Consider the following 19,042-nt stretch of genomic DNA (forward strand, 5'->3'; position numbering starts at 1 on the left):
GATCGGGAACAACAGGATCTACGCGTCGGCAGCCCGCGCCGCGATGTCCGTCCGGTGCTGCGAACCGTCGAGCCCGATCCGGGTCAGCGCGCGGTACGCCCGCTCGCGCGCCTTCGCCAGGTCCTCGCCGACCGCCGTGACGGACAGCACCCGGCCGCCCGCGCTGACGGTCTCCCCGCCCTCGCGCCGGGTCCCGGCGTGCAGGACGTAGGCGTGCGGGGCGTCCTGCTCCGCCACGTCGTCCAGGCCGGTGATCGGGTCGCCGGTGCGCGGGGTGCCGGGGTAGTTGTGCGAGGCGACGACCACGGTGACGGCCGCGTCGTCGCTCCAGCGCAGCGGCTCCAGGTCGCCGAGGGTGCCGTTCGCGGCGGCGAGCAGGACTCCGGCCAGCGGGGTCTTCAGACGGGCCAGCACGACCTGGGTCTCGGGGTCGCCGAAGCGCGCGTTGAACTCGATGACCCGCACACCGCGCGAGGTGATGGCGAGCCCGGCGTACAGCAGCCCGGAGAAGGGCGTGCCGCGCCTGCGCATCTCGTCCACGGTCGGCTGGAGCACGGTGCGCAGCACGTCCTCCACCAGCTTCGGGTCGGCCCACGGCAGCGGGGAGTACGCGCCCATGCCGCCGGTGTTCGGGCCCTCGTCGCCGTCGAGCGCGCGCTTGAAGTCCTGCGCGGGCTGGAGCGGTACGACGCTCACGCCGTCGGTGATCGCGAAGAGCGAGACCTCGGGGCCGTCGAGGAACTCCTCGATCACCACGCGCTCGCACGCGGCCGCGTGGGCGGTCGCCGCCTCCGCGTCCTCCGTGACGACGACGCCCTTGCCCGCGGCCAGCCCGTCGTCCTTGACGACGTAGGGGGCGCCGAAGGCGTCGAGGGCCACGGCGACCTCTTCGGGCGTCGTGCAGACGTAGGAGCGGGCGGTCGGCACCCCGGCCGCCGCCATGACGTCCTTGGCGAACGCCTTGGACCCCTCCAGGAGCGCGGCCTCGCGCGAGGGGCCGAACACGGGGATGCCCGCGTCGCGCACGGCGTCGGCGACGCCGGCGACCAGGGGCGCCTCCGGGCCGACCACGACGAGGTCGGCCTCCAGCTCACCGGCCAGCGCGGCGACGGCCTTGCCGTCGAGCGCGTCGACCTGGTGCAGCTCGGCGACCTCGGCGATGCCGGCGTTGCCGGGTGCGCAGTACAGCGCGGTGACGTCGGGGTCGAGGGACAGGGAGCGGCACAGGGCGTGTTCGCGGGCGCCGCTGCCGATGACGAGGACCTTCACGGGGGTCAGCCTATCGGCTGGGCCGACGAAGTCCGGAGGGCGGTGGACTCGTACGATCCCACAAGCGACTGGGAACGCTCACTGGTCGTTGGAGATCTCCTCCACGACCGTGGCCCCCAGTTCCCGCACGATGAGGTCGCGGCCGGAGAGGGCCGACTCGTCCAGGTCGGGGTCGTCGTCCTCGGGGGTGTCGTCCTCGGGGGCGATGTGGTGCCGGGGCTCGGGGGCGGGCGCGGGGGCCACCGGGGCCGGGGGCCGGGCATCGGGAGCGGCGGAGTGCTGCTGCGGGGCGGGTTGGGGTGCGACGGCGGGGGCCGGGGCGGCCGCCGGGGCGCCGTAGCCTCCGGCGGGGGCGGAGCCGTAGCCCTGCGGGGAGCCGGACGGGGGCGCGGAGCCGACCGAGGGGTCCACGATCGCGTCGATCTTCCACTGCACGTTGAACTGCTCGGCCAGCGCCTGACGCAGTACGTCCTCGCTGCCGGTGCCGGCGAAGTTCGCGAGCGCGCCCTGATTGATGAAGGCGATCTGCAGGGTCGTGCCGTCGAAGCCCGCGACCTGGGCGTTCTGGCTGAGCAGGATCCAGGTGAAGCGGCGGCGGTTCTTGACGGCCTCCAGGATGTTCGGCCAGAGGACGCGGGGGTCGAGGCCGCCGGTGGGGGCGGGGGCGGGTGGCTGGACCTGGGGTGCGGCGGCGGGGGCCTGCGGCTGCGACTGCTGCTGCGGTCGGCTTGGCGGCTGCGACTGCTGCGTGCCGCCACTACCGGCCGGGGCGGCCGTGGGCCAGCCACCGGGGCGGCGACCGCTGCCCGCGGGGGCGGCGGTGGGCCAGGCACCGGGGGCGGAAGCGGCGGGCGCGGCCGGGGGCTGGGCGGCGGGCGCGGGAGCCGTAGGTGCCACAGGGGCCGCAGGGGCCGGGGCGGGAGGCGCGACGGGGGCCGGGGCGACCGGCGGTACGACGTTGGCGGGACCGCCCGCACCCTGCCCCCGTACGGCCGCGCGGGCGGCGGCGGGGCCACCGCCGACCGACACCGAAGGCTCCGCCATCCCCATGCCGGGGTGGGCGTCGGGAGCGGGGACGTAGCCCATGGCCGGGGCGACGGGGGCGGCACCGGCACCGGCACCACCCGAGAGGCTGACGCCGCGCTCCAGGCGGTCCAGGCGGGCCATGACGGAGCGCTCGTCGCCGTAGGCGGCGGGGAGCATGACGCGGGCGCAGATGAGTTCGAGCTGGAGGCGGGGCGAGGTGGCGCCGCGCATCTCGGTCAGGCCCTCGTTGACGAGGTCGGCGGCGCGGCTCAGCTCGGCGGCGCCGAAGGTCTCGGCCTGGGCCTGCATCCGCTCCAGGACGTCGACGGGGGCGTCGATGAGCCCCTTCTCGACGGCGTCGGGCACGGCGGCGAGGATCACCAGATCGCGCAGCCGCTCCAGCAGGTCGGCGACGAAGCGGCGGGGGTCGTTGCCGCCCTCGATGATGCGGTCGACCACCTCGAAGGCGGCGGCGCCGTCACCGGTGGCGAAGGCCTCGACCACGGAGTCCAGGAGGGAGCCGTCGGTGTAGCCGAGGAGGGAGGTCGCCATCGGGTACGTCACACCGTCCTCGCCGGCACCGGCGAGGAGCTGGTCCATGACGGACATCGAGTCACGCACGGAACCCTGACCGGCGCGCACGACGAGGGGCAGTACGCCCTCCGCGACCGGGATCTCCTCCTTCTGGCAGACCTCGCCGAGGTACTCGCGCAGGGTGCCGGGCGGGACGAGCCGGAAGGGGTAGTGATGCGTACGCGACCGGATGGTCCCGATGACCTTCTCGGGCTCGGTGGTCGCGAAGATGAACTTGAGGTGCTCCGGCGGCTCCTCGACGACCTTGAGCAGGGCGTTGAAGCCGGCCGACGTGACCATGTGGGCCTCGTCGATGATGTAGATCTTGTACCGGCTGGAGGCGGGGCCGAAGAAGGCCTTCTCGCGCAGCTCACGGGCGTCGTCCACACCACCGTGGGACGCGGCGTCGATCTCGATGACGTCGATCGAACCCGGGCCGTTGCGCGCGAGGTCCTGGCACGACTGGCACTCCCCGCAGGGGGTGGGCGTGGGACCTTGCTCACAGTTCAGACAGCGGGCCAGGATGCGCGCGCTGGTCGTCTTGCCACATCCGCGCGGCCCGCTGAACAGGTACGCGTGATTGACCCGGTTGTTCCGCAGCGCCTGCTGCAGCGGGTCGGTGACATGCTCCTGCCCGATGACCTCGACAAAGGTCTCGGGGCGGTAGCGGCGGTACAGCGCGAGAGACGACACGCATACGAGGTTATAGGGGAGCACCGACAACCGGCCGCGCACCGGAACCGGCCCCGCTCCCACCGCAGGTCACAGCCTGGGCCCCGCCCCGCACCCCTGAAAAAACAAGGGCCCCCCACGCACCTGCCAGAGCCGACCTACCCTTGCTGCCTTCCGGCCCTGGGGGAGTTCAGTCAGATAGCACCGCGTGGGGGGCTGCCGAAAGAGTACCCGATCCGGACCTCCGCGAGGTACCTCGACCGACCCCGCGCCGAGCACCGCTCCCCACCTCGGGATCGAGGTTCGCGAGCACCCTCCGCGGTCATGTAATGTTTGCGGCGGAGGATTCGCCTAGAGGCCTAGGGCGCACGCTTGGAAAGCGTGTTGGGGGCAACCCCTCACGAGTTCGAATCTCGTATCCTCCGCCAAGTGCCTCACCGGGCACGATGTCGAAGGGCCCCACTGCTTGCAGCGGGGCCCTTCGACGTGCGTGGTCTCAGTTTTGGTCTCAGTTGCGCGGGGCGAACAGCCCTGGACCTCCGCGGACAGGTTTCAGCTGCTCTCTGCCAACGGTCAGGGCAACTGGGGCCGTGATCGTCGACCGCATCGAGACCAAGATCTTCCTGAGCGACCCGCATGGGGCTCCGCGGCAACGTGCATGGCTGCAGCAGCCCAGTCAGCCCCTTGGGCCAGCCGCAGAAGAGGTTGACCTCAGCCTCACTGTCAGAGGGCCAAAATAGGATGCCCAGCGGAAGCTCCACGGCCCCGAGATCGCCACCCGGACACGAGCAAGGACACCCCCACTGATGGCAGTGACCCAGCAGGAGATCGAGAACCGGTTGTGGGACGCCGCCGACGAGCTGCGCGTGGCGATGCCCGAAGCGCAGTACTCCTCGGTCGTCTTCCCTCTGATGTTCTGGAAGTACCTGTCGGATACCTGGGAGCACACCCACCAGATCTTCCTCAAGGAGAACGGGGACCTCGACCTCTCAGCCGAGGAAGCCGACGAGGTCGAGTACAGCAACTACCAGACGTTCAAGATCCCCTTCATCTTCCCTGGCACGGTCGCCGAGCGCCGCGCCTCTTGGTCATCCATCCTCGCCACCGTCGCCCAGCACGGCCTCGGCCAGCGGGTTCGCGCTTCCCTCCAGGCCATCGAGTCGGCCAACCCTGACAAGTTCTCCCGCATCTTCGGGTCCATGACCTGGACCTCGGAAGCGGTGCTGCCTGGGGAGGTGCTTGCGTCGGTCATGCGGGCGATGGACCGCGTGCCCAAGATGCACGAGGGCACCATGTCCCACGATGTGCTCGGTGGAGCCTACGAGTACCTGCTCAAGCGCTTCTCTGACGGGTCAGGCACCCGCGCCGGCCAGTTCTTCACCCCGCGCGAGGTCGTCGAGCTGATCATCGAGCTGCTGGACCCCAAGAACCACGACTCGGTGTACGACCCGACCTGCGGGTCTGGTGGCATGCTCATTGCCGCCGCGAGCCTTCTGAAGGCCCGCGGCGGACGGGGGTACACACTCAGCCTGAACGGGCAGGAGGCGGTAACAGACACTGCAGGTGTGGCCCGCATGAACCTGTTCATGCACAACCTGACCGAGTTCAAGGTCGAGGTCGGCGACACCTTGAGGGACCCGCGCTTCAAGAAGCCGGACGGGTCTGTGAAGCAATTCGACGTGATTGTCGCCAATCCGCCCTACAGCCTGAAGTGGAAGCCCTGGACCAACGACCCGCGCGCCATCGGAGGGGTCGCCCCACAGTCGTCGGCAGACTGGGCATTCGTGCAGCACATGATCGCCAGCATGGATCCGAAGAAGGGCCGTGCCGGCGTCGTCCTGCCACACGGCGTCCTCTTCCGAGGCGGTCAGGAGGCAGCCATCCGCAAGCGCGTCCTCAAGGATGACCTGCTCGAAGCGGTCATTGGCCTGCCCGCGAACCTCTTCTACTCGACTTCCATCCCCACTGCGATCTTGGTGTTCCGCGCGCCCGGCACCAAGGTCCCGCAGCGGCAGGGCGGCGTGGTTTTCATCGATGCCTCCAAGCGGTTCGCCAAGGCTAAGAACCGCAACATCCTCACCACCGCTGACATCGCCGACACAGTGACCGCTTACCACTCGGACTTCGACGCCGACGGCAACCTCGTGGATGCTGGCAAAGTGGGCGGTCTCTCTGCCCGGTTTGTTCCTGCTACGGAGATCGCGGCGAACGGGTACGACCTCAACATCGGCCGCTACCTCAAGCAGGCCACTGCCGAGCAGGAAAGCCTCGGCGCCCTCGTCACCGCCTACAACATCGCCCGAGCCGAGCGCCAGAAGGCCGAGCAGCACATGCTCACCGTCCTTGCTGATGCCGGAATCGAGGGATTCGATGAGTGACTGGCAGCAGATCCCCTTCGGTGACCTTGAGACTGCTATGCGCCGCAAGGGGGCCATTCCACCGCAAGAATCCAGGGTTTCGAGGGGCAATGTCTGGCCACGCGTGGCGCTGAGCGAACTGGTCGTCCAGCGTCGGGATGCTGTGAAGATCGAGAGCGGAGCTGAGTATCGGCTTCTGGGAGTGCGCTGGTACGGCGAGGGGGCATTCCACCGAGAGACTGTCACGCGCGAGACGTCCAAGGCCACGACCGTCTACAAGGTCACGCCTGGCCAGTTCATCTACAACCGACTCTTCGCAGGCAAGGGGTCCTTCGGGCTGGTGCTTCCTGAGCTCGCCGGCGCCTTCGTCTCGAACGAATTCCCGCTGTTCGACACAGATCCCGAACGGCTTTCGGTCGAGTACCTGAACCTCTATTTCCAGCAGAGGCGGGTCTGGGACTATGTGGAGACCGTCTCGACCGGCACGACAGCCAGCCGGAACCGGTGGAAGGAAAGTCAGTTCCTCGCGTACCGCATCCCACTGCCGTCGCTGCCGGTGCAGCAGCGGATCGTCGAGATCATCAGCGCGGTCGACGACCAGATCACTGCACTCGACGAAGAAGCCGAGGCGCTGGACCGGGTGTCGATGGCTGTTGCTGGAGACCTGCTCGCCAACGAACCCGTCGTGGCACTGGGAACGATGCTCAATGACATTCGCGGAGGCAGGAGCCCCCAGGCAGACAAGAGACCGCCAGGAGCCGACGAACTTGGCGTGTTGAAGGTAAGCGCTGTGGCGCCCTTCCGGTTCGTCCCAGAAGAGTCCAAGACCCTTCTACCTGGCACATCCATGCCTGAGTCCGCGCTCGTTCGGCCCGGCGATGTGCTCATCACGCGAGCCAACACGCCCTTGAAAGTTGGGGCCGTCGCGCGAGTCCCTGTCGATGTGCGGCAGGGGCTCTACCTCGCCGACAAGACTCTGCGACTCGTGCCATCGTCAAAGCTGGACCCGGACTTCCTCGTGGTGGCGATGGCTCTGAAGTCGGCTCGGAGCCACCTTACGAGTTCGGCTACGGGCACGAGCGCCTCGATGTTCAACGTCAGCCAGGATCGTATTCGCGAGACACCGATCCCTCTTCCTGATCTGGATCGGCAGCGGGAGGTCTCTTCCGCCGTGATGTCCGTTCGTGCGAACGCCGATGCGACGCGTGCTGAGGCCGCCCGTCTTCGAGGCGCACGCTCCGGCCTACTCGCGAGCTTGCTGGACCGCACAACCAAGATTGAGTCTGCCGAACTGGGGGTCTGAGGCGTGGCGAAGGGCATTCGGGAGCGCGAGTTCCAGAACTTGATGATCCAATGGTCCTTGCCAATGGGCTGGAATTTCACAGCCGGCAGGTCGCTGCCGCGTGAGACGACACAGACGGTGATCGTCAGCCACCTGCGGGACGCCATCGTCCGACTTAACCCTGAGGTGATCGACGGGTTCGACGTGGACGCCGTGGTCGAGGAGATCGTCGCCACGGTCAACGCCGTCGAGGGCGGGCTGGTGCGGGCCAATGAGCAGGTGCTGAAACTGCTGCGCGGGCAAAAGGAGTTCCGGCACGCCGACGGCGTGTGGCACGCCCTGAAGCTCGTCGACTTCGAGCATCCAATCGCCAACACGCTGGTCGTGTCGGACGAGGTGACCATAACCATCCCTGGCAAGACCCCCCGACGGTTCGACCTCGTCTACTGGGTCAACGGCCTGCCCCTAGTTGTCGTAGAGGTGAAGTCACCGACCGCGAAGTCCGGGTGGGCCGGCGCCGCCCGCGAGATCAACGAGGTGTACGCCACCGAGTACCCGTGGTTCTTCACCCCCAACGTCTTCGCCATCGCCTCCGACGGACTGAAGCTGCGATTCGGTGCCGCCGGTGCGCCCCTGAATTTGTGGCAGCCGTTCCGGTCCACTGCTGACGATGAGGCCCTTTCCGGGCAGGCCGACGTGCAACGCTCTGTCGAGCTGCTGCTCACCCCGGCCACGGTCCTGGATATGCTCGCCAACTTCACCCTCTTCAGCACCTCCGGGGGCGGCGCGGACAAGAAGTACCTGCCCCGCTATCCGCAGATGGAGGCCGCGCATCTGATCCACGAGCGGGTCCTGGCCGACGGCCGGAAGGGTCTGATCTGGCACCACCAAGGCAGTGGAAAGACACTGCTGATGGTGTTCACCGCCTCCCTGTTGTTGGCCGACACTCGCACCGATTCGCCAACGATCATCCTGCTCTCGGACCGCACCGACCTCGTCCGGCAGACCTCTGGGGTATTCACCTCCGCGATGGGGGACGCCTACTTCCACCAGCCCGCCACCAGCAAGAAGCTGCGTTCTCTGCTGGCCGACGACGTACGCGGCGTTATCTCCACCACCGTCCACAAGTTCGCCGATGCCGGCAAGAACCTGTCGACCCGCTGCAACATCATCGTGCTGGTCGACGAGGCACACCGCACCCAGTCCTCCAAGGAGGATTCTCTGGCCGGGCAGATGCGTGCAGCGTTGCCGAATGCGAAGTTCTTCGGCATGACCGGCACCCCGATCAGGAACCTCGCCACCGATACCTTCGCCCTCTTCGGCGAGGAGACCGACCCGGGCAGGGTGCTGCACCGATACTCGGTGTCCCGATCCCTGCATGACGAGGCCACCGTCCCGGTCATGCTGGACCCGCACCCGGTCACCTTCGAGATGAACGACCGGGAGCTGCAAGCGGAGTTCGACCAGTTCGCCGACGAATTCGACCTCGACGACCCCGACCGTGAAACCCTGTCCCGCAAGTTCGGACGCCTCACCTCGGTGTTCGCCAACCGCGGACGCATACACACGGTCTGCCAGGACATCGTGGACCACTACCTGGCCGGCGCCTACCGCAACGGCCTCAAGGCCCAGGTCGTCGCCTACAACCGTGAGCTGGCCGTGGCCTACACCGACAAGATCAACGAGCTGTTGGCCGGCTTCGAGGCGTCACAGGTGCTCGCCGAGGTCGGCAAGCATGGCCGGATCACCGCCGAGGTCAACATCCACGTCAAGGACTCCAAGGACGAGGACGCCGCCATGCGGCCCTACCGGCTCTCGGAGGTCGAGGAGGAGGAGCAGAAGCGGCGCTTCCTCGCCCCGGACGATCCGTTGTGCTTCCTGGTGGTGACCGCGAAGCTGATGACGGGGTTCGACGCCCCCAACGAGGGCGTCCTCTACCTGGACAAGCCGCTGAAGGCCCACAACCTATTCCAGACGATCACCCGGCCGAATCGCACCTGGGTCTCCCCGACCGGGTTCGTGAAGACCTCTGGTGTGGTCGTGGACTACATCAGCCTGGCTGAGGAGGTCCAGCGGGCCGTCGTCGACCCCACCGCCGAGGGGACCTCTGGCAAGGGTGGGGGGTTCGTCACCGACGTGACCGACCTGGTCGCCGAGTTCCGCACCACTTTCGCCCGTATCGAAGACCTATTTGCGAACGTGGACGGCCTGGACCTGACGGTCCACGGGTACGAGTCGGTACGAGCCATTAACGTCTTCCTGGACGCCGACCCTGTCGCCGCCGAGATGTTCTCCAAGGACTACCGGCTCTTGGCCCGCCTGTACCCGCTCATCAACACCGACAAGCGGATCGCCAAGTATCGGGACGGTTTCGGGCTGTTCGGATCCGTGTACACCACCCTGTTCAAGAAGTCCTCCGACGAGGAGAGGAAGGAACGCCTGGGCGAGCTGGGACCGCTGGTCCTGGAGATAATCAACGCTCACGTCCACTCCTTCTCTGTGGTCGCTTCTCAGGAGGAACCCCTCGTCCTCGACGCTCAGGGCATCGCCATCCTCAAGGAGCTGCTGGCCCTTGTCCGCCCCAAGTCCGGCGAGGACGACAGCGAGGACAAGAGGCCGCCGTCTGCGGCGGAGATCCTGGACCAGATCAAGGCCGCCCTCGAGAAGGGCGTCGAACCGGGGTCCGCGAAGTACACCGCCTTGGCAGAGCGGATCAGGCAGCTGCGGGACCGAATCATCCAGAGCGCCCAGGATGCCCTGGAGTTCCTGGCCGAAGCACTTCGGGTCGCCCGTGCCATCGTGAACGCCGAGAAGCACCCCGACGAAGCCGTCGTGCTGGATGACGACCATGTCGGTGTCCTGTCGCGGATCATTCACGACCACGCACCGTCCGGCCTCACCGTCACGGAGCGGAACCTGGCCGAGGAGATCGATCAGGTGGTCAAGCGCACGCTTGCCCAGTCATGGGACAACGCCGAGGCTCGTAACCGCGGCGTCCGCCGTGCAACCGCCGCGGTCTTCCGCCGGTACGTGTTGAAGCCTGTAGGGGAACCGTACGGGTCTACCGTCGCCTACATCGAAGCCCATTACCTCGTCGACTGACGGGCACGCTAAGGCCCGGCAACCCATGGCGGTCGCCGGGCCTCGTTGTGCGGTGCCCGGCCTCTGATGACATTCCGGGGCATTACCACTCGTCGGTGTCGCCGTATTTCCCGGGGTTCTGAGCTCGGTCCACAGCTTGTGCACACGCTTCAGCAAATGCCGCCTTGACGGCCGCCTTGTCCGTGCCTCGGACCTGTGCCTCGACCTCCTGGCCCGCGCCAGGGCGGCGGGCAGTGCGCCAGGCCGAGGCACGGTTGGTGTAGCAGTCGGTCTCGAAGTCCCATGCTGGCACCGACCACTGCTCGGGCAGTCCGGTCGCAATGCGTTCGCCGCCGGGGAGAAACAGGGCACGGGCGTGGAAGACCATGGCCCGCTCCGGCATGCAGTTGCGGAGGTCGCTCGCGCCGCCAGGGCCCTGGTGTTCCCAGCGCCAGCGGTCCCATGCCTCGACCTCGGCGGGGTGGTCGGGCCAGTCGTCGCTCCACCGTGCGACGACCTCGTCTGCGTGCTCGCGATGAATGAAGGGCACGCGCCGCTCGCCGAGGCGGGCAACGTAAAGCACCAGCTCGGCGGGGACGGGGCTCTGGCCATTCTCCGGCGCGGCACTTCCCGCCACCTGCTCCGTGCCCCACAGGAGGCCACCGACCTTGGCAGCGGTGTCCTTGAGGACGCGGCTGGTCAGGTGCTGGTAGCGCCGGCGCATTCGGGCGGACTTACCGGGTTCCCAGCCCATGATGGAGTCGACGACCGCATCGGAAACGCCCAGAATCAACAGGACCGTCGCCGCGGTGTGGCGAGCGTCGTGAAGACGGGCGTCGCGGACGCCCGCGGCCTTCAGCAGCTCCTTCCACCTGTGGTAGTCCGTGTTCGGGTTCAGGGGCTCGCCAGTCGGTGAGGTGAACACGTACCCCTTCTCCGTCCACAGGTCGCGGGCCCGTGCTCGCTCGCGGGCCTGCACCTCGCGGTGCTGCCGAAGAAGCTGGACCAGCTCGTCGGGGACGCCAATGGGGCGCTGGCCGGCGCGGGACTTGGCGTTCTTCGTCTCGCGGCGGGTGTTGATCTTCTGAGGACAGAAGCCGGGCTTGCGTCCGCAGCGGTCTCCGCAGCCGTGCTTGTAGCGGGGCCGCAGCCGACCACGGCGTACGCGGATGACACCGAGCTCGAAGTCGACGTCGTCCCACTGCATGCCGAGAACCTCGCCCTGACGCAGGCCCAGGGCGAGCGCGATGACCCAACGAGCGGTGTTGCGGTGCTTGGCGGCTTCGGCGAGCAGGTGCTGGACCTCCTCGACCGTGTACGGCTCGACCTCCTCCTCTTCGACCTTGGGAGCCTTGGCGATGGAGGCCGGGTTCGAAGTGAGGTGCTGGCGGCGCACGGCCTCGTTCAGCGCCGTGCGGATGGTGCGGTGGGCCTGGTGGGCGGTGCCGGCAGCGCTGCCGTTGTCCTGCATCTTCTTGTAGAAGCGCTCCAGGTGTTCGGGTTCGAGCTTCTCCAGGCGGTGGGCGCCGATGCCGGGGATGAGGTGGTGGTAGACCGCCACCCGGTAGCCGTCGATCGTGTTCTCCGAGACGTGCACGGCGGCGATGTTCTCGACCCAGTGGGTGAGCCACGTCTTCACGGTCCACGACTCGCCGACCTTGCGGATCGCGCCCTTGTCGCGCTGGCGCTCCAGCTCACGGACGACCTTGGTGACTTCGGGGCGCGTCTTGCGGCTGACGTGGCGGCGGTCCGGGGTGCCATCGTCCTTGATGCCGACGGTAACGCGGCCGTGCCAGCGGCCATCCTTACCGAGGTAGATGGACGAGGCGCCATTGGGCTGGCGGGACTTCGGTGCGGAGGCTCGAGTCACGCGGCGGCCCCGAAGTCGGTCGCCGACAGGCGGCGGACCAGGAAGTCGTTCACCGCCTCGGCTGGGATGCGACGCAAGCTGCCGATCTTGACCGAGGCGATCTCGCCGGAAGAGACGTACTCGTACAGCTTGGTCCGGCCGATGCCGATCCGGCGGGCGGCCTCGGAGACCGTGAGGGCGACCAGGGTCGCGTCGCCAGCGGATCGCCGCTCGGCCATCAGGGTGCGCAGGGCATCTTCAGGGACGTCCAGGAACTGGGCTATCTGGGAAATGGGCAGCGCGGGCTGCGGCATGGGGATACTCCTCCCGCCGGCATCGCGGCGTCGCGGAGCGGCAACTCCCGTCGGCCTGGCCGGTGGTGTCGTTCAGGGATGGATGGGTGATCGTCGGCGGTGGAGGCCGCCGTGCGTGAGGTTTCTCGGCGTTCGTAGCGCCGTGGACGAGGCAGCAGCTGGCTATTCGCCAGCGGGGGGCTGCCCCTGGTTTCGCAGGTGCGCCCGGGACGGGTGCAGGTTTCTCTGCAGGGCACGTTCTTCGAGCCGGAGGAGCTCGTCAACCTGCCCTCTCTGCTCGGGCCCCTTGTCCCCGTAGGCGTCGAGTTCCCTCTGGAGCTCGCCCAGTTGCATCTGGTTCTGGTCGATCGCGGCTCGCAGTTGGCGGTACTCCCGCGTCATCTGGACGTACTCGCGGGCGAGCTGGCGGATACGGGGTGTGGCCAGCTCACCTGGCGGTCCGGTCAGGTCCTGCATGGTGATGTCGAAGACCTTGCAGAAGCCAAGCGCCTCGTCGAGGTTGACCCTGCGACGGGGTTTGCCGCTCTCGATGCGCCAGATCGCTGACTGGTTGATCGGATGGCCGGCAGCGGCCATCTCTTCGGCAAGCTTCACGGTGCTCCAACCGCGGACCTCGCGCTCCAGCTTGATGCGTGCGGCGACGTGGTCCTCCGGCACCGGCCGACCAGGGCCGGAGCGCTCCGCGCCTTCCTCACCGCTCATGCGCACCTCCCTTCACACGACAACCGGGTCCATTGGGTCCAGCGTCCACAACTAAACCTCGTTGCGGAATGAAATGCAAGGCGTTGCGTTACCGAAATTCTCGGCTATGGTCGTAGTCCGCCGTACAGCGGTGGACGGATCCGCACACGCAAGCGGCCCCGGTGCTACGAACACCGGGGCCGAAGTAGAGGCTCCACCGCACAACCATCCATCCCTGAACGATCGAAACCGGAGGCCGGGGTTGCCGCCCCGTAATGGCCTGCCGGGTGAGGAGCTCTATGCCTCAGGGTACGACCCTGCCGACCCAGACGCCATCCCGCTTCGACGATGACCCCACGTCGATGGAGCCGCCCTACAGCGTGGAAGCCGAGTGCGCGGTGCTCGGCGCCTGCATGCTCTACAGCGACGTAATCGACACCGTCCGACCAGTCCTGGGCGATGACGTCTTCTACCGGCCCGCGCACGAAACGATCTGGCGTGCGCTGCTCGCCCTGCACCGAGAGGGCAGGCCGACCGACCCGATCGTCCTGACCGAACTGCTCACGAGCCAGGGTGACCTGAAACGTGTCGGCGGCGCCGTCTACCTGCACGAGCTCGCTCGCCTGCTCTACGACGCCGGCAGCGCGGAGTACCACGCGGAGATCGTCCGCAAGAAGGCCGACCTACGCCGTCTGCTCGCCTCCGCCGTACGCGCCGTACAACGGGCCCAGGAGCCGGGAGCCGACCCCGAGGCGATACGCAGCGAGATCGAAGCGGAAGTACGCGCCGAACGCGAGCGCGCGCTCGCCTCGGGACAGGGGCGGTTGTCCCGCTTCGCCACTGACGGGTGGTCGTTCGTCAAAGAGAGCGGCGCGGACACCGAGCCCCTGTGGGGCACCCGCGAGAAGACGGTCTGGGCCCCCGGCGAGAGCCTAATGATCGTCGGCGCTCCTGGCGTCGGCAAGACCACCCTGGCCCATCAGGTGATCTTCGCCCGCCTCGGCTTGCAGGAGACCGTCCTGGAAATGCCCGTCGCCCCCAGCAGGCGCGTGCTCTACCTCGCCATGGACCGCCCCAAGCAGATCGCCAAGGCCATGGCCCGCCGCGTCTTCCCCACCGACGAAAAGATCCTGCGCGAGCGGCTCGTGGTCTGGGAAGGCCCGCTGCCCGCCACGCTCGACAAGGAACCCGACCTCCTCGCCGACCTCGCCGCCGCCCACCAGGCCGACACCATCGTGATCGACAGCCTCAAGGACGCGGTCAGCACGATGGTCGACGACAGCCTCGCGGTCGCCTTCCACAACGCTCGCATGCGCGCCCTGCGCAACGGTGTGGAGATCCTGGAGCTGCACCACCAGCGCAAGGCCACCGCCAACGCGCCGCGCGGGCAGCGTCCCAGCCTGGACCAGGTCTACGGCTCCACCTGGATCACCGCTGGCGCGGGCAGCGTCCTGTTCGTCACCGGCCGGGCAGGCGACCCCGCGGTCACCCTGCACCACCTCAAGACCCCCACCGGTGAAGTCGGCCCTCTGGACGTCACGCACGACCATGTGCGCGGCACCACGACCGTCGACCCCACCAAGGACCCCGCTGTCCTGCTGCGCAACGCCCCCAACGGGCTGACCGCACGCGACCTGGCGACCGTCCTCATCGGCGGGGGCGACCCCGAACGTGCCGACATCGAGAAGGCGCGACGCCACCTCGGCCGCCTCGTCGACAGCGGTCTGGCCACCAAGGCCGACGGCATCGCAGGAGGGGCCGGAGGCGGCCAGCAGGCCCGCTACTACGCCTCCGCCCGCCACCTCACCGCCGTCGGCTGAACCCTCAACCAGCCCCCGGCAGAGCGTTCACGCGACCGTACACGCGGACCCTGCGCCCGCACACAGCCGTGAACCGCTCACAGCGCACACGCTCACCGGAAAACCGCAGGTAGAGCGATCACACGAGCGTCCACGCCGTACACGCACCCAAGCGATCACGCGCGGGGCCCCCTTTTAGAAGGGGGCCCCGCGTGTACGCCCCCTCCGTGAACGCCGTGATCGCCTCCCCACCCTCCCTCGGAGTAGCCCCGTACATGCCGCCCGCGATAACCGGCACGCTCGCCACCGCTTGGCTCCCCTACCTCAACAGTCCGCTACTGCCCGTGGCCGTCTTGGCCATCGCCACCGCGGGCTGCTTGCGGGCCTGATCGCCCGACGTAGGCAGCACCGCCCCCACGATCGAAAGCCCCGCATCTCGGCCGCAGTCGTCACCGCTGCCGTGGCAGCGCTCGTGTGCACCGCCTACAGCGCGGACACCAGCTGGCGGTTCGCCGCCCACTACCTCGACATGCGCAACACCGCCGAACGCACCGCGATGTTCGCCGCCGCCGAACTCGCCCTGTTCTCGATGGCACTGATGGCCCGCCAAAATCTGCACGGGCCGAAGCAAGAGGCCGGCCTGCCCGGAGTCCTGGTCTGGGTGCTCACCGCCATGCAGACCATCCCCGCCTACGCCGAGTCCGGCCCGGTCGGCGGCACCATGCGCGCCTTCACCGGCCCGGTGATGGCGGCCGTGCTGTGGCATCTGGCCATGGGCATCGAACTGCGCCAGCGCACCCCCGAAGCCGCATCCCGCGGACTCGCCGCCGTCCTCACACGGCAGGCCCGCGAACGGCTGCTCGCCCGTCTGGGAATCGTCGAGCAGGACCGGGAAGCCGCCCAGATCATCCACGACCGGGCCATGCACCGGGCCGTCGCCCTGGCCGCCCGCCTCGCCGAGATGACACCCGAGCAGCGCACCGGGCGGGCAGGCAGGCGCACTGTGCGCCGCCTGTCCAAGGCCCTCGCTCGCTCGGGCATCGACGCCGACCCGCGCCGCAACGAGCAGCTGCTACGTCAGCTCGCCACCCGCCGGCAAGCAGCCGCACTGGCCACGGTCGACATGCCCGGGCGCTGGACGACACCCGCCGAGCAGCCCGCCAGCCCGCCCGCAGCACCGTGCGACCACTCCCGGGCGGACGCCGACGAGCGGGCGGAAGGCGACGGGCGGGCGGCAGACCGACCCCGCCCGCACCCATCGGATCCGGGCGACGAGGAACCCCTTCCGGGCGCCCGTTCTCGCCCGGAAACAACAGCCAGCCCGCAGGAGGCAGCTCCGCCGCCCACGGGCAGCGGCTCACCTACCCCACCGGCCAAGAGCTCTACGCCGAATCCGAAGCGCTCGGGCCGCAAGCCCCGCGCCTCCGACGAAATCCTTCGCGACTACGCCCACCGTCTCCATGACGAGCACGGCCGCCTGTCCCGTGACTTCCTGGAACAGGCCGTACGCGACGACGGATACAGCGTCGCCAGCGACCACGCCGGCGAGATCGTCCGCGCAGTCAAGGCCGAACTGAGCGCCGTCCGCTAACGCTGACGACCACCTCGCCCATCCTCCCGCCCCTCACGGAGAACCCGATCGTGATGCACGACCCCCACCACACCGATCACGACCCCGGCGCACTGCTGCCTCAGGCGAAGTCGTCTACGCTGCTGGGACGTATGCGGCGTGCGTTCGGATGGACGGCCCCTGGCGGAGCCAGTAGTACCCCGAGTCCGACTCAAGGCCGGTCCTCGGGGATCTCCGCCCCAGGGGTGGCGGAGACGGCCCAGCGCCAGGGGGCGCAGGACCAGGAGGCCGCGACCGAGGGCGGACCCGACTTGGGCGAACTTCACGCCGTACAGCAGCAGATCCTCCACCCCGCACCCGCCGTCGAGCCGACGGCCGGCGAGCGAGCGGTGCAGAGCTTCCAGCCGACGATCCGCCGTTTCACCGGCACCAAGCGGACCGTACGCGTCGGCCCGCTGCGCTTCACCGGCGCCGAGCACGCCGACCTCCACGAGGCTGCCGCCGAGCACGGCTACAAGGGCGAATCCGGCTTCGCCGCGGACATCGTCCTCGCCTTCGTATCCGGCCGGTTCACCGCGAACCTGCCGCTGTCCGAGGACCGCCGCCGCACCCACATGTTCCGCGCCCAGGTGCTGCGCGAGCTCAACCGCATCGGCGTCAACGTCAACCAGATCGCCCGCGCCCTCAACAGCGACCTCACCCCGCCCGGCATCCGCCACCGACTCGACGAGCTCCACCGCCTGCTGGAGCTGATCGCCGAGGCCCTGCGCGAACCGGCAGACTCCAGGAAGGACCAGGCCGCGTGATCGCCGCCATCAAACCGGCCGGGTCCAACACCCGTGGCCTGCTCGCCTACCTCTACGGCCCCGGCCGGCACGACGAGCACTCTGACCCGCACATCGTCGCCAGCTTCGCCATGCTCGGAATGCCCGACCCCGGCCGCGACCAGGGCGCCACCCTTACCCAGCTAGCCCGCCACCTCGACGCGCCCGTTCACCTTCGGAACAGCGAGTTCGGAAGGAAGGTCACCGACCACGTCTGGCACTGCCCCGTCCGCACCGCACCCGAGGACCGTCACCTCTCCGACGCCGAATGGGCCGACATCGCCCAACGCATCGTCGAAGCCGCCGGCATCGCCCCGCCCGAAGACGACCTGGCCTGCCGCTGGATCGCCGTACGCCACGCAGACGACCACATCCACATCCTCGCCACCACCGTCCGCGAAGACGGCCGCCGCCCCAAACTCCACGACAGCGGCATCCGCGTCGGCGACGCCTGCCGCCAGATCGAGAAGGACTACGGCCTGCGCCAACTGAAGAAGGGCGACCGCACCGCCGAACGCCGACCCACCCAGGCCGAGATGCACAAGGCCGCACGCCTCGGCTGGGAGCAGACCAGCCGCGCATGGCTCCAGGACCGCATCCGCGCGGCCATCCCCCACGCCAGCAGCGCCGAGGAACTCCTCGCATACCTCCAGGCCGACGGGATCGCGGTCAAACCCCGTCGCGGACCGTCGGGAGACCTCCTCGGCTACGCCGTCGGCCGCCCCGGCGACCTCAACAAGGACAGCGAACAGATCTTCCATCCCGGCGGAAAGATCGCTCCCGACCTCACCCTCCCCAAACTGAAGGCTCGCCTCGAAACCACCGCGCCAGAGGAACACCCCAGCGCCCGCCGCAACCGCCCCACCACCCCCTGGCACCAAGCCACCGACGCCCTCGACACCCTTCACACCGGCATGACCGACGACACCCACGCCCAGGCCCACATCACCGCACTCGGCGAACTCATCGAAGCCACCGCCCAGAAAGCCCCCGCCCACCTCCAGCCAGAACTACGAGCGGCCTCAAAGGCATTCGCCCGCGCCCAGCGCTCCCAGATCCGCGCCGAGAACCAGGCCGCCCACACCCTGCGCAAAGCCGCCCGCGACGTCGCCCACACCGCCACCGGCCCCGACGGCAGCGCCCTGGCCGCCCTGCTCACCGCCCTCGTCTGGGCCACCATCGTCGCCGCCCGCTGGCACGAGGCGAAGGGCCACGCCCACCAGGTCGAAGCCGCCCGCCAGACCCTCCACCACCTGAAGACCGCAGCCGATGACGCCCTCGCGCCCGTCGTCGACAGCCTCGCGGCCCGTCAGCCGAGCGACCAGGTCTGCCGCACCGTCGCCCACGACGTCCGCGCCGCCATCCCCGACCACGCCGACCGCATCCTGGCCGATTCCGCCTGGCCGGCCCTCGCCACCGTCCTGGCCGATGCCGAGGCCGGCGGCCACAAACCCCACCAGCTACTCAAGGAAGCAGCCGCTCAGCGCGAACTGACCACCGCCCGCCAACCCGCCCGCGTGCTGATCACCCGTATTCAACACACCAGCCGCCACCCCGCCCCCAACCCACGTGCTGAAGCCGCCCGGCGACGCACCACCAGGGGAGGGGCTAGTAGTCAGCAGTCCCCCGTCGCCCAGCTGCCCACCACTCCCGTGGCGTTGCCTAGCCGTCCGCGACGATGACCCCTGAGGGTGGGTAGGCATGAGAGAGCGGGGGCGTGAGTTCAACTCACGCCCCCGCTCAGT

General features: G+C 68.8%; 12 protein-coding genes, 1 tRNA gene and 1 other RNA gene. 8 read left to right on the top strand and 6 right to left on the bottom strand.

Features of this window, described 5'->3' with window-relative positions; all coding sequences use genetic code 11:
* Positions 1-18: 18 nt before the first annotated feature.
* The 3 genes from purD to ffs form a co-directional block, all read right to left on the bottom strand.
* On the bottom strand, positions 19-1,269 hold the full coding sequence (gene purD, locus AB0E91_RS09150; protein WP_361777536.1) for a phosphoribosylamine--glycine ligase: 1,251 nt from the start codon (positions 1,267-1,269) through the stop codon (positions 19-21).
* A gap of 78 nt (positions 1,270-1,347) precedes the next feature.
* Complete coding sequence (locus AB0E91_RS09155; protein WP_361777539.1) at positions 1,348-3,561, bottom strand: DNA polymerase III subunit gamma and tau; 2,214 nt, start codon at positions 3,559-3,561, stop codon at positions 1,348-1,350.
* A 103-nt stretch (positions 3,562-3,664) separates the two neighbouring features.
* Positions 3,665-3,761, bottom strand: an RNA gene (gene ffs, locus AB0E91_RS09160) — signal recognition particle sRNA small type.
* Positions 3,762-3,880: 119 nt separating this feature from the next.
* On the opposite strand from ffs, the gene AB0E91_RS09165 reads away from it, so the two are divergent.
* From AB0E91_RS09165 to AB0E91_RS09180, 4 genes are all read left to right on the top strand, one after another.
* A tRNA-Ser gene (locus AB0E91_RS09165) sits at positions 3,881-3,968 on the top strand.
* 378 nt (positions 3,969-4,346) lie between these two features.
* Entirely contained in the window at positions 4,347-5,918 is a 1,572-nt protein-coding gene (locus AB0E91_RS09170; RefSeq protein WP_361777542.1) for an N-6 DNA methylase, read from the top strand.
* On the top strand, positions 5,911-7,200 hold the full coding sequence (locus AB0E91_RS09175; RefSeq protein WP_361777545.1) for a restriction endonuclease subunit S: 1,290 nt from the start codon (positions 5,911-5,913) through the stop codon (positions 7,198-7,200). The genes AB0E91_RS09170 and AB0E91_RS09175 overlap by 8 nt, the downstream gene beginning before the upstream one ends.
* Before the next feature lie 3 nt (positions 7,201-7,203).
* Positions 7,204-10,281: an HsdR family type I site-specific deoxyribonuclease gene (locus tag AB0E91_RS09180; RefSeq protein WP_361777548.1), complete on the top strand. Its 3,078-nt coding sequence runs from the start codon at positions 7,204-7,206 to the stop codon at positions 10,279-10,281.
* An 82-nt stretch (positions 10,282-10,363) separates the two neighbouring features.
* Here the strand turns inward: AB0E91_RS09180 and AB0E91_RS09185 are convergent, their stop codons facing one another.
* The 3 genes from AB0E91_RS09185 to AB0E91_RS09195 form a co-directional block, all read right to left on the bottom strand.
* Positions 10,364-12,130, bottom strand: coding sequence for a tyrosine-type recombinase/integrase (locus AB0E91_RS09185; protein ID WP_361777551.1), 1,767 nt, complete (start codon positions 12,128-12,130; stop codon positions 10,364-10,366).
* On the bottom strand, positions 12,127-12,423 hold the full coding sequence (locus tag AB0E91_RS09190; RefSeq protein WP_361777554.1) for a helix-turn-helix domain-containing protein: 297 nt from the start codon (positions 12,421-12,423) through the stop codon (positions 12,127-12,129). Before AB0E91_RS09190 ends, AB0E91_RS09185 begins: the two co-directional genes overlap by 4 nt.
* Before the next feature lie 162 nt (positions 12,424-12,585).
* Positions 12,586-13,125 (bottom strand): helix-turn-helix transcriptional regulator, encoded by a 540-nt coding sequence (locus AB0E91_RS09195; protein WP_361656897.1) that lies wholly within the window; start codon positions 13,123-13,125, stop codon positions 12,586-12,588.
* A gap of 278 nt (positions 13,126-13,403) precedes the next feature.
* On the opposite strand from AB0E91_RS09195, the gene AB0E91_RS09200 reads away from it, so the two are divergent.
* From AB0E91_RS09200 to AB0E91_RS09215, 4 genes are all read left to right on the top strand, one after another.
* Entirely contained in the window at positions 13,404-14,924 is a 1,521-nt protein-coding gene (locus tag AB0E91_RS09200) for a DnaB-like helicase N-terminal domain-containing protein (RefSeq protein ID WP_361777558.1), read from the top strand.
* 439 nt (positions 14,925-15,363) lie between these two features.
* Positions 15,364-16,494, top strand: a complete 1,131-nt coding sequence (locus tag AB0E91_RS09205; protein WP_361777561.1) for a hypothetical protein — start codon at positions 15,364-15,366, stop codon at positions 16,492-16,494.
* Between the two features lie 224 nt (positions 16,495-16,718).
* Complete coding sequence (locus AB0E91_RS09210; RefSeq protein WP_361777564.1) at positions 16,719-17,279, top strand: MobC family plasmid mobilization relaxosome protein; 561 nt, start codon at positions 16,719-16,721, stop codon at positions 17,277-17,279.
* A complete protein-coding gene (locus AB0E91_RS09215) occupies positions 17,276-18,979 on the top strand; it encodes a relaxase/mobilization nuclease domain-containing protein (protein WP_361777567.1) in 1,704 nt (567 codons plus the stop codon). The genes AB0E91_RS09210 and AB0E91_RS09215 overlap by 4 nt, the downstream gene beginning before the upstream one ends.
* The last annotated feature ends 63 nt before the right edge of the window (positions 18,980-19,042 follow it).

Source organism: Streptomyces sp. NPDC026659 (assembly GCF_040638245.1).
Lineage (GTDB): Bacteria > Actinomycetota > Actinomycetes > Streptomycetales > Streptomycetaceae > Streptomyces.

What these genes read in the sequence shown, in the direction of transcription:
- AB0E91_RS09195 (WP_361656897.1), bottom strand. Translation starts at nt 13,125, where the DNA reads ATGAGCGGTGAGGAAGGCGCGGAGCGCTCCGGCCCTGGTCGGCCGGTG.
- AB0E91_RS09170 (WP_361777542.1), top strand. Translation starts at nt 4,347, where the DNA reads ATGGCAGTGACCCAGCAGGAGATCGAGAACCGGTTGTGGGACGCCGCC.
- AB0E91_RS09200 (WP_361777558.1), top strand. Translation starts at nt 13,404, where the DNA reads ATGCCTCAGGGTACGACCCTGCCGACCCAGACGCCATCCCGCTTCGAC.
- AB0E91_RS09190 (WP_361777554.1), bottom strand. Translation starts at nt 12,423, where the DNA reads ATGCCGCAGCCCGCGCTGCCCATTTCCCAGATAGCCCAGTTCCTGGAC.
- AB0E91_RS09175 (WP_361777545.1), top strand. Translation starts at nt 5,911, where the DNA reads ATGAGTGACTGGCAGCAGATCCCCTTCGGTGACCTTGAGACTGCTATG.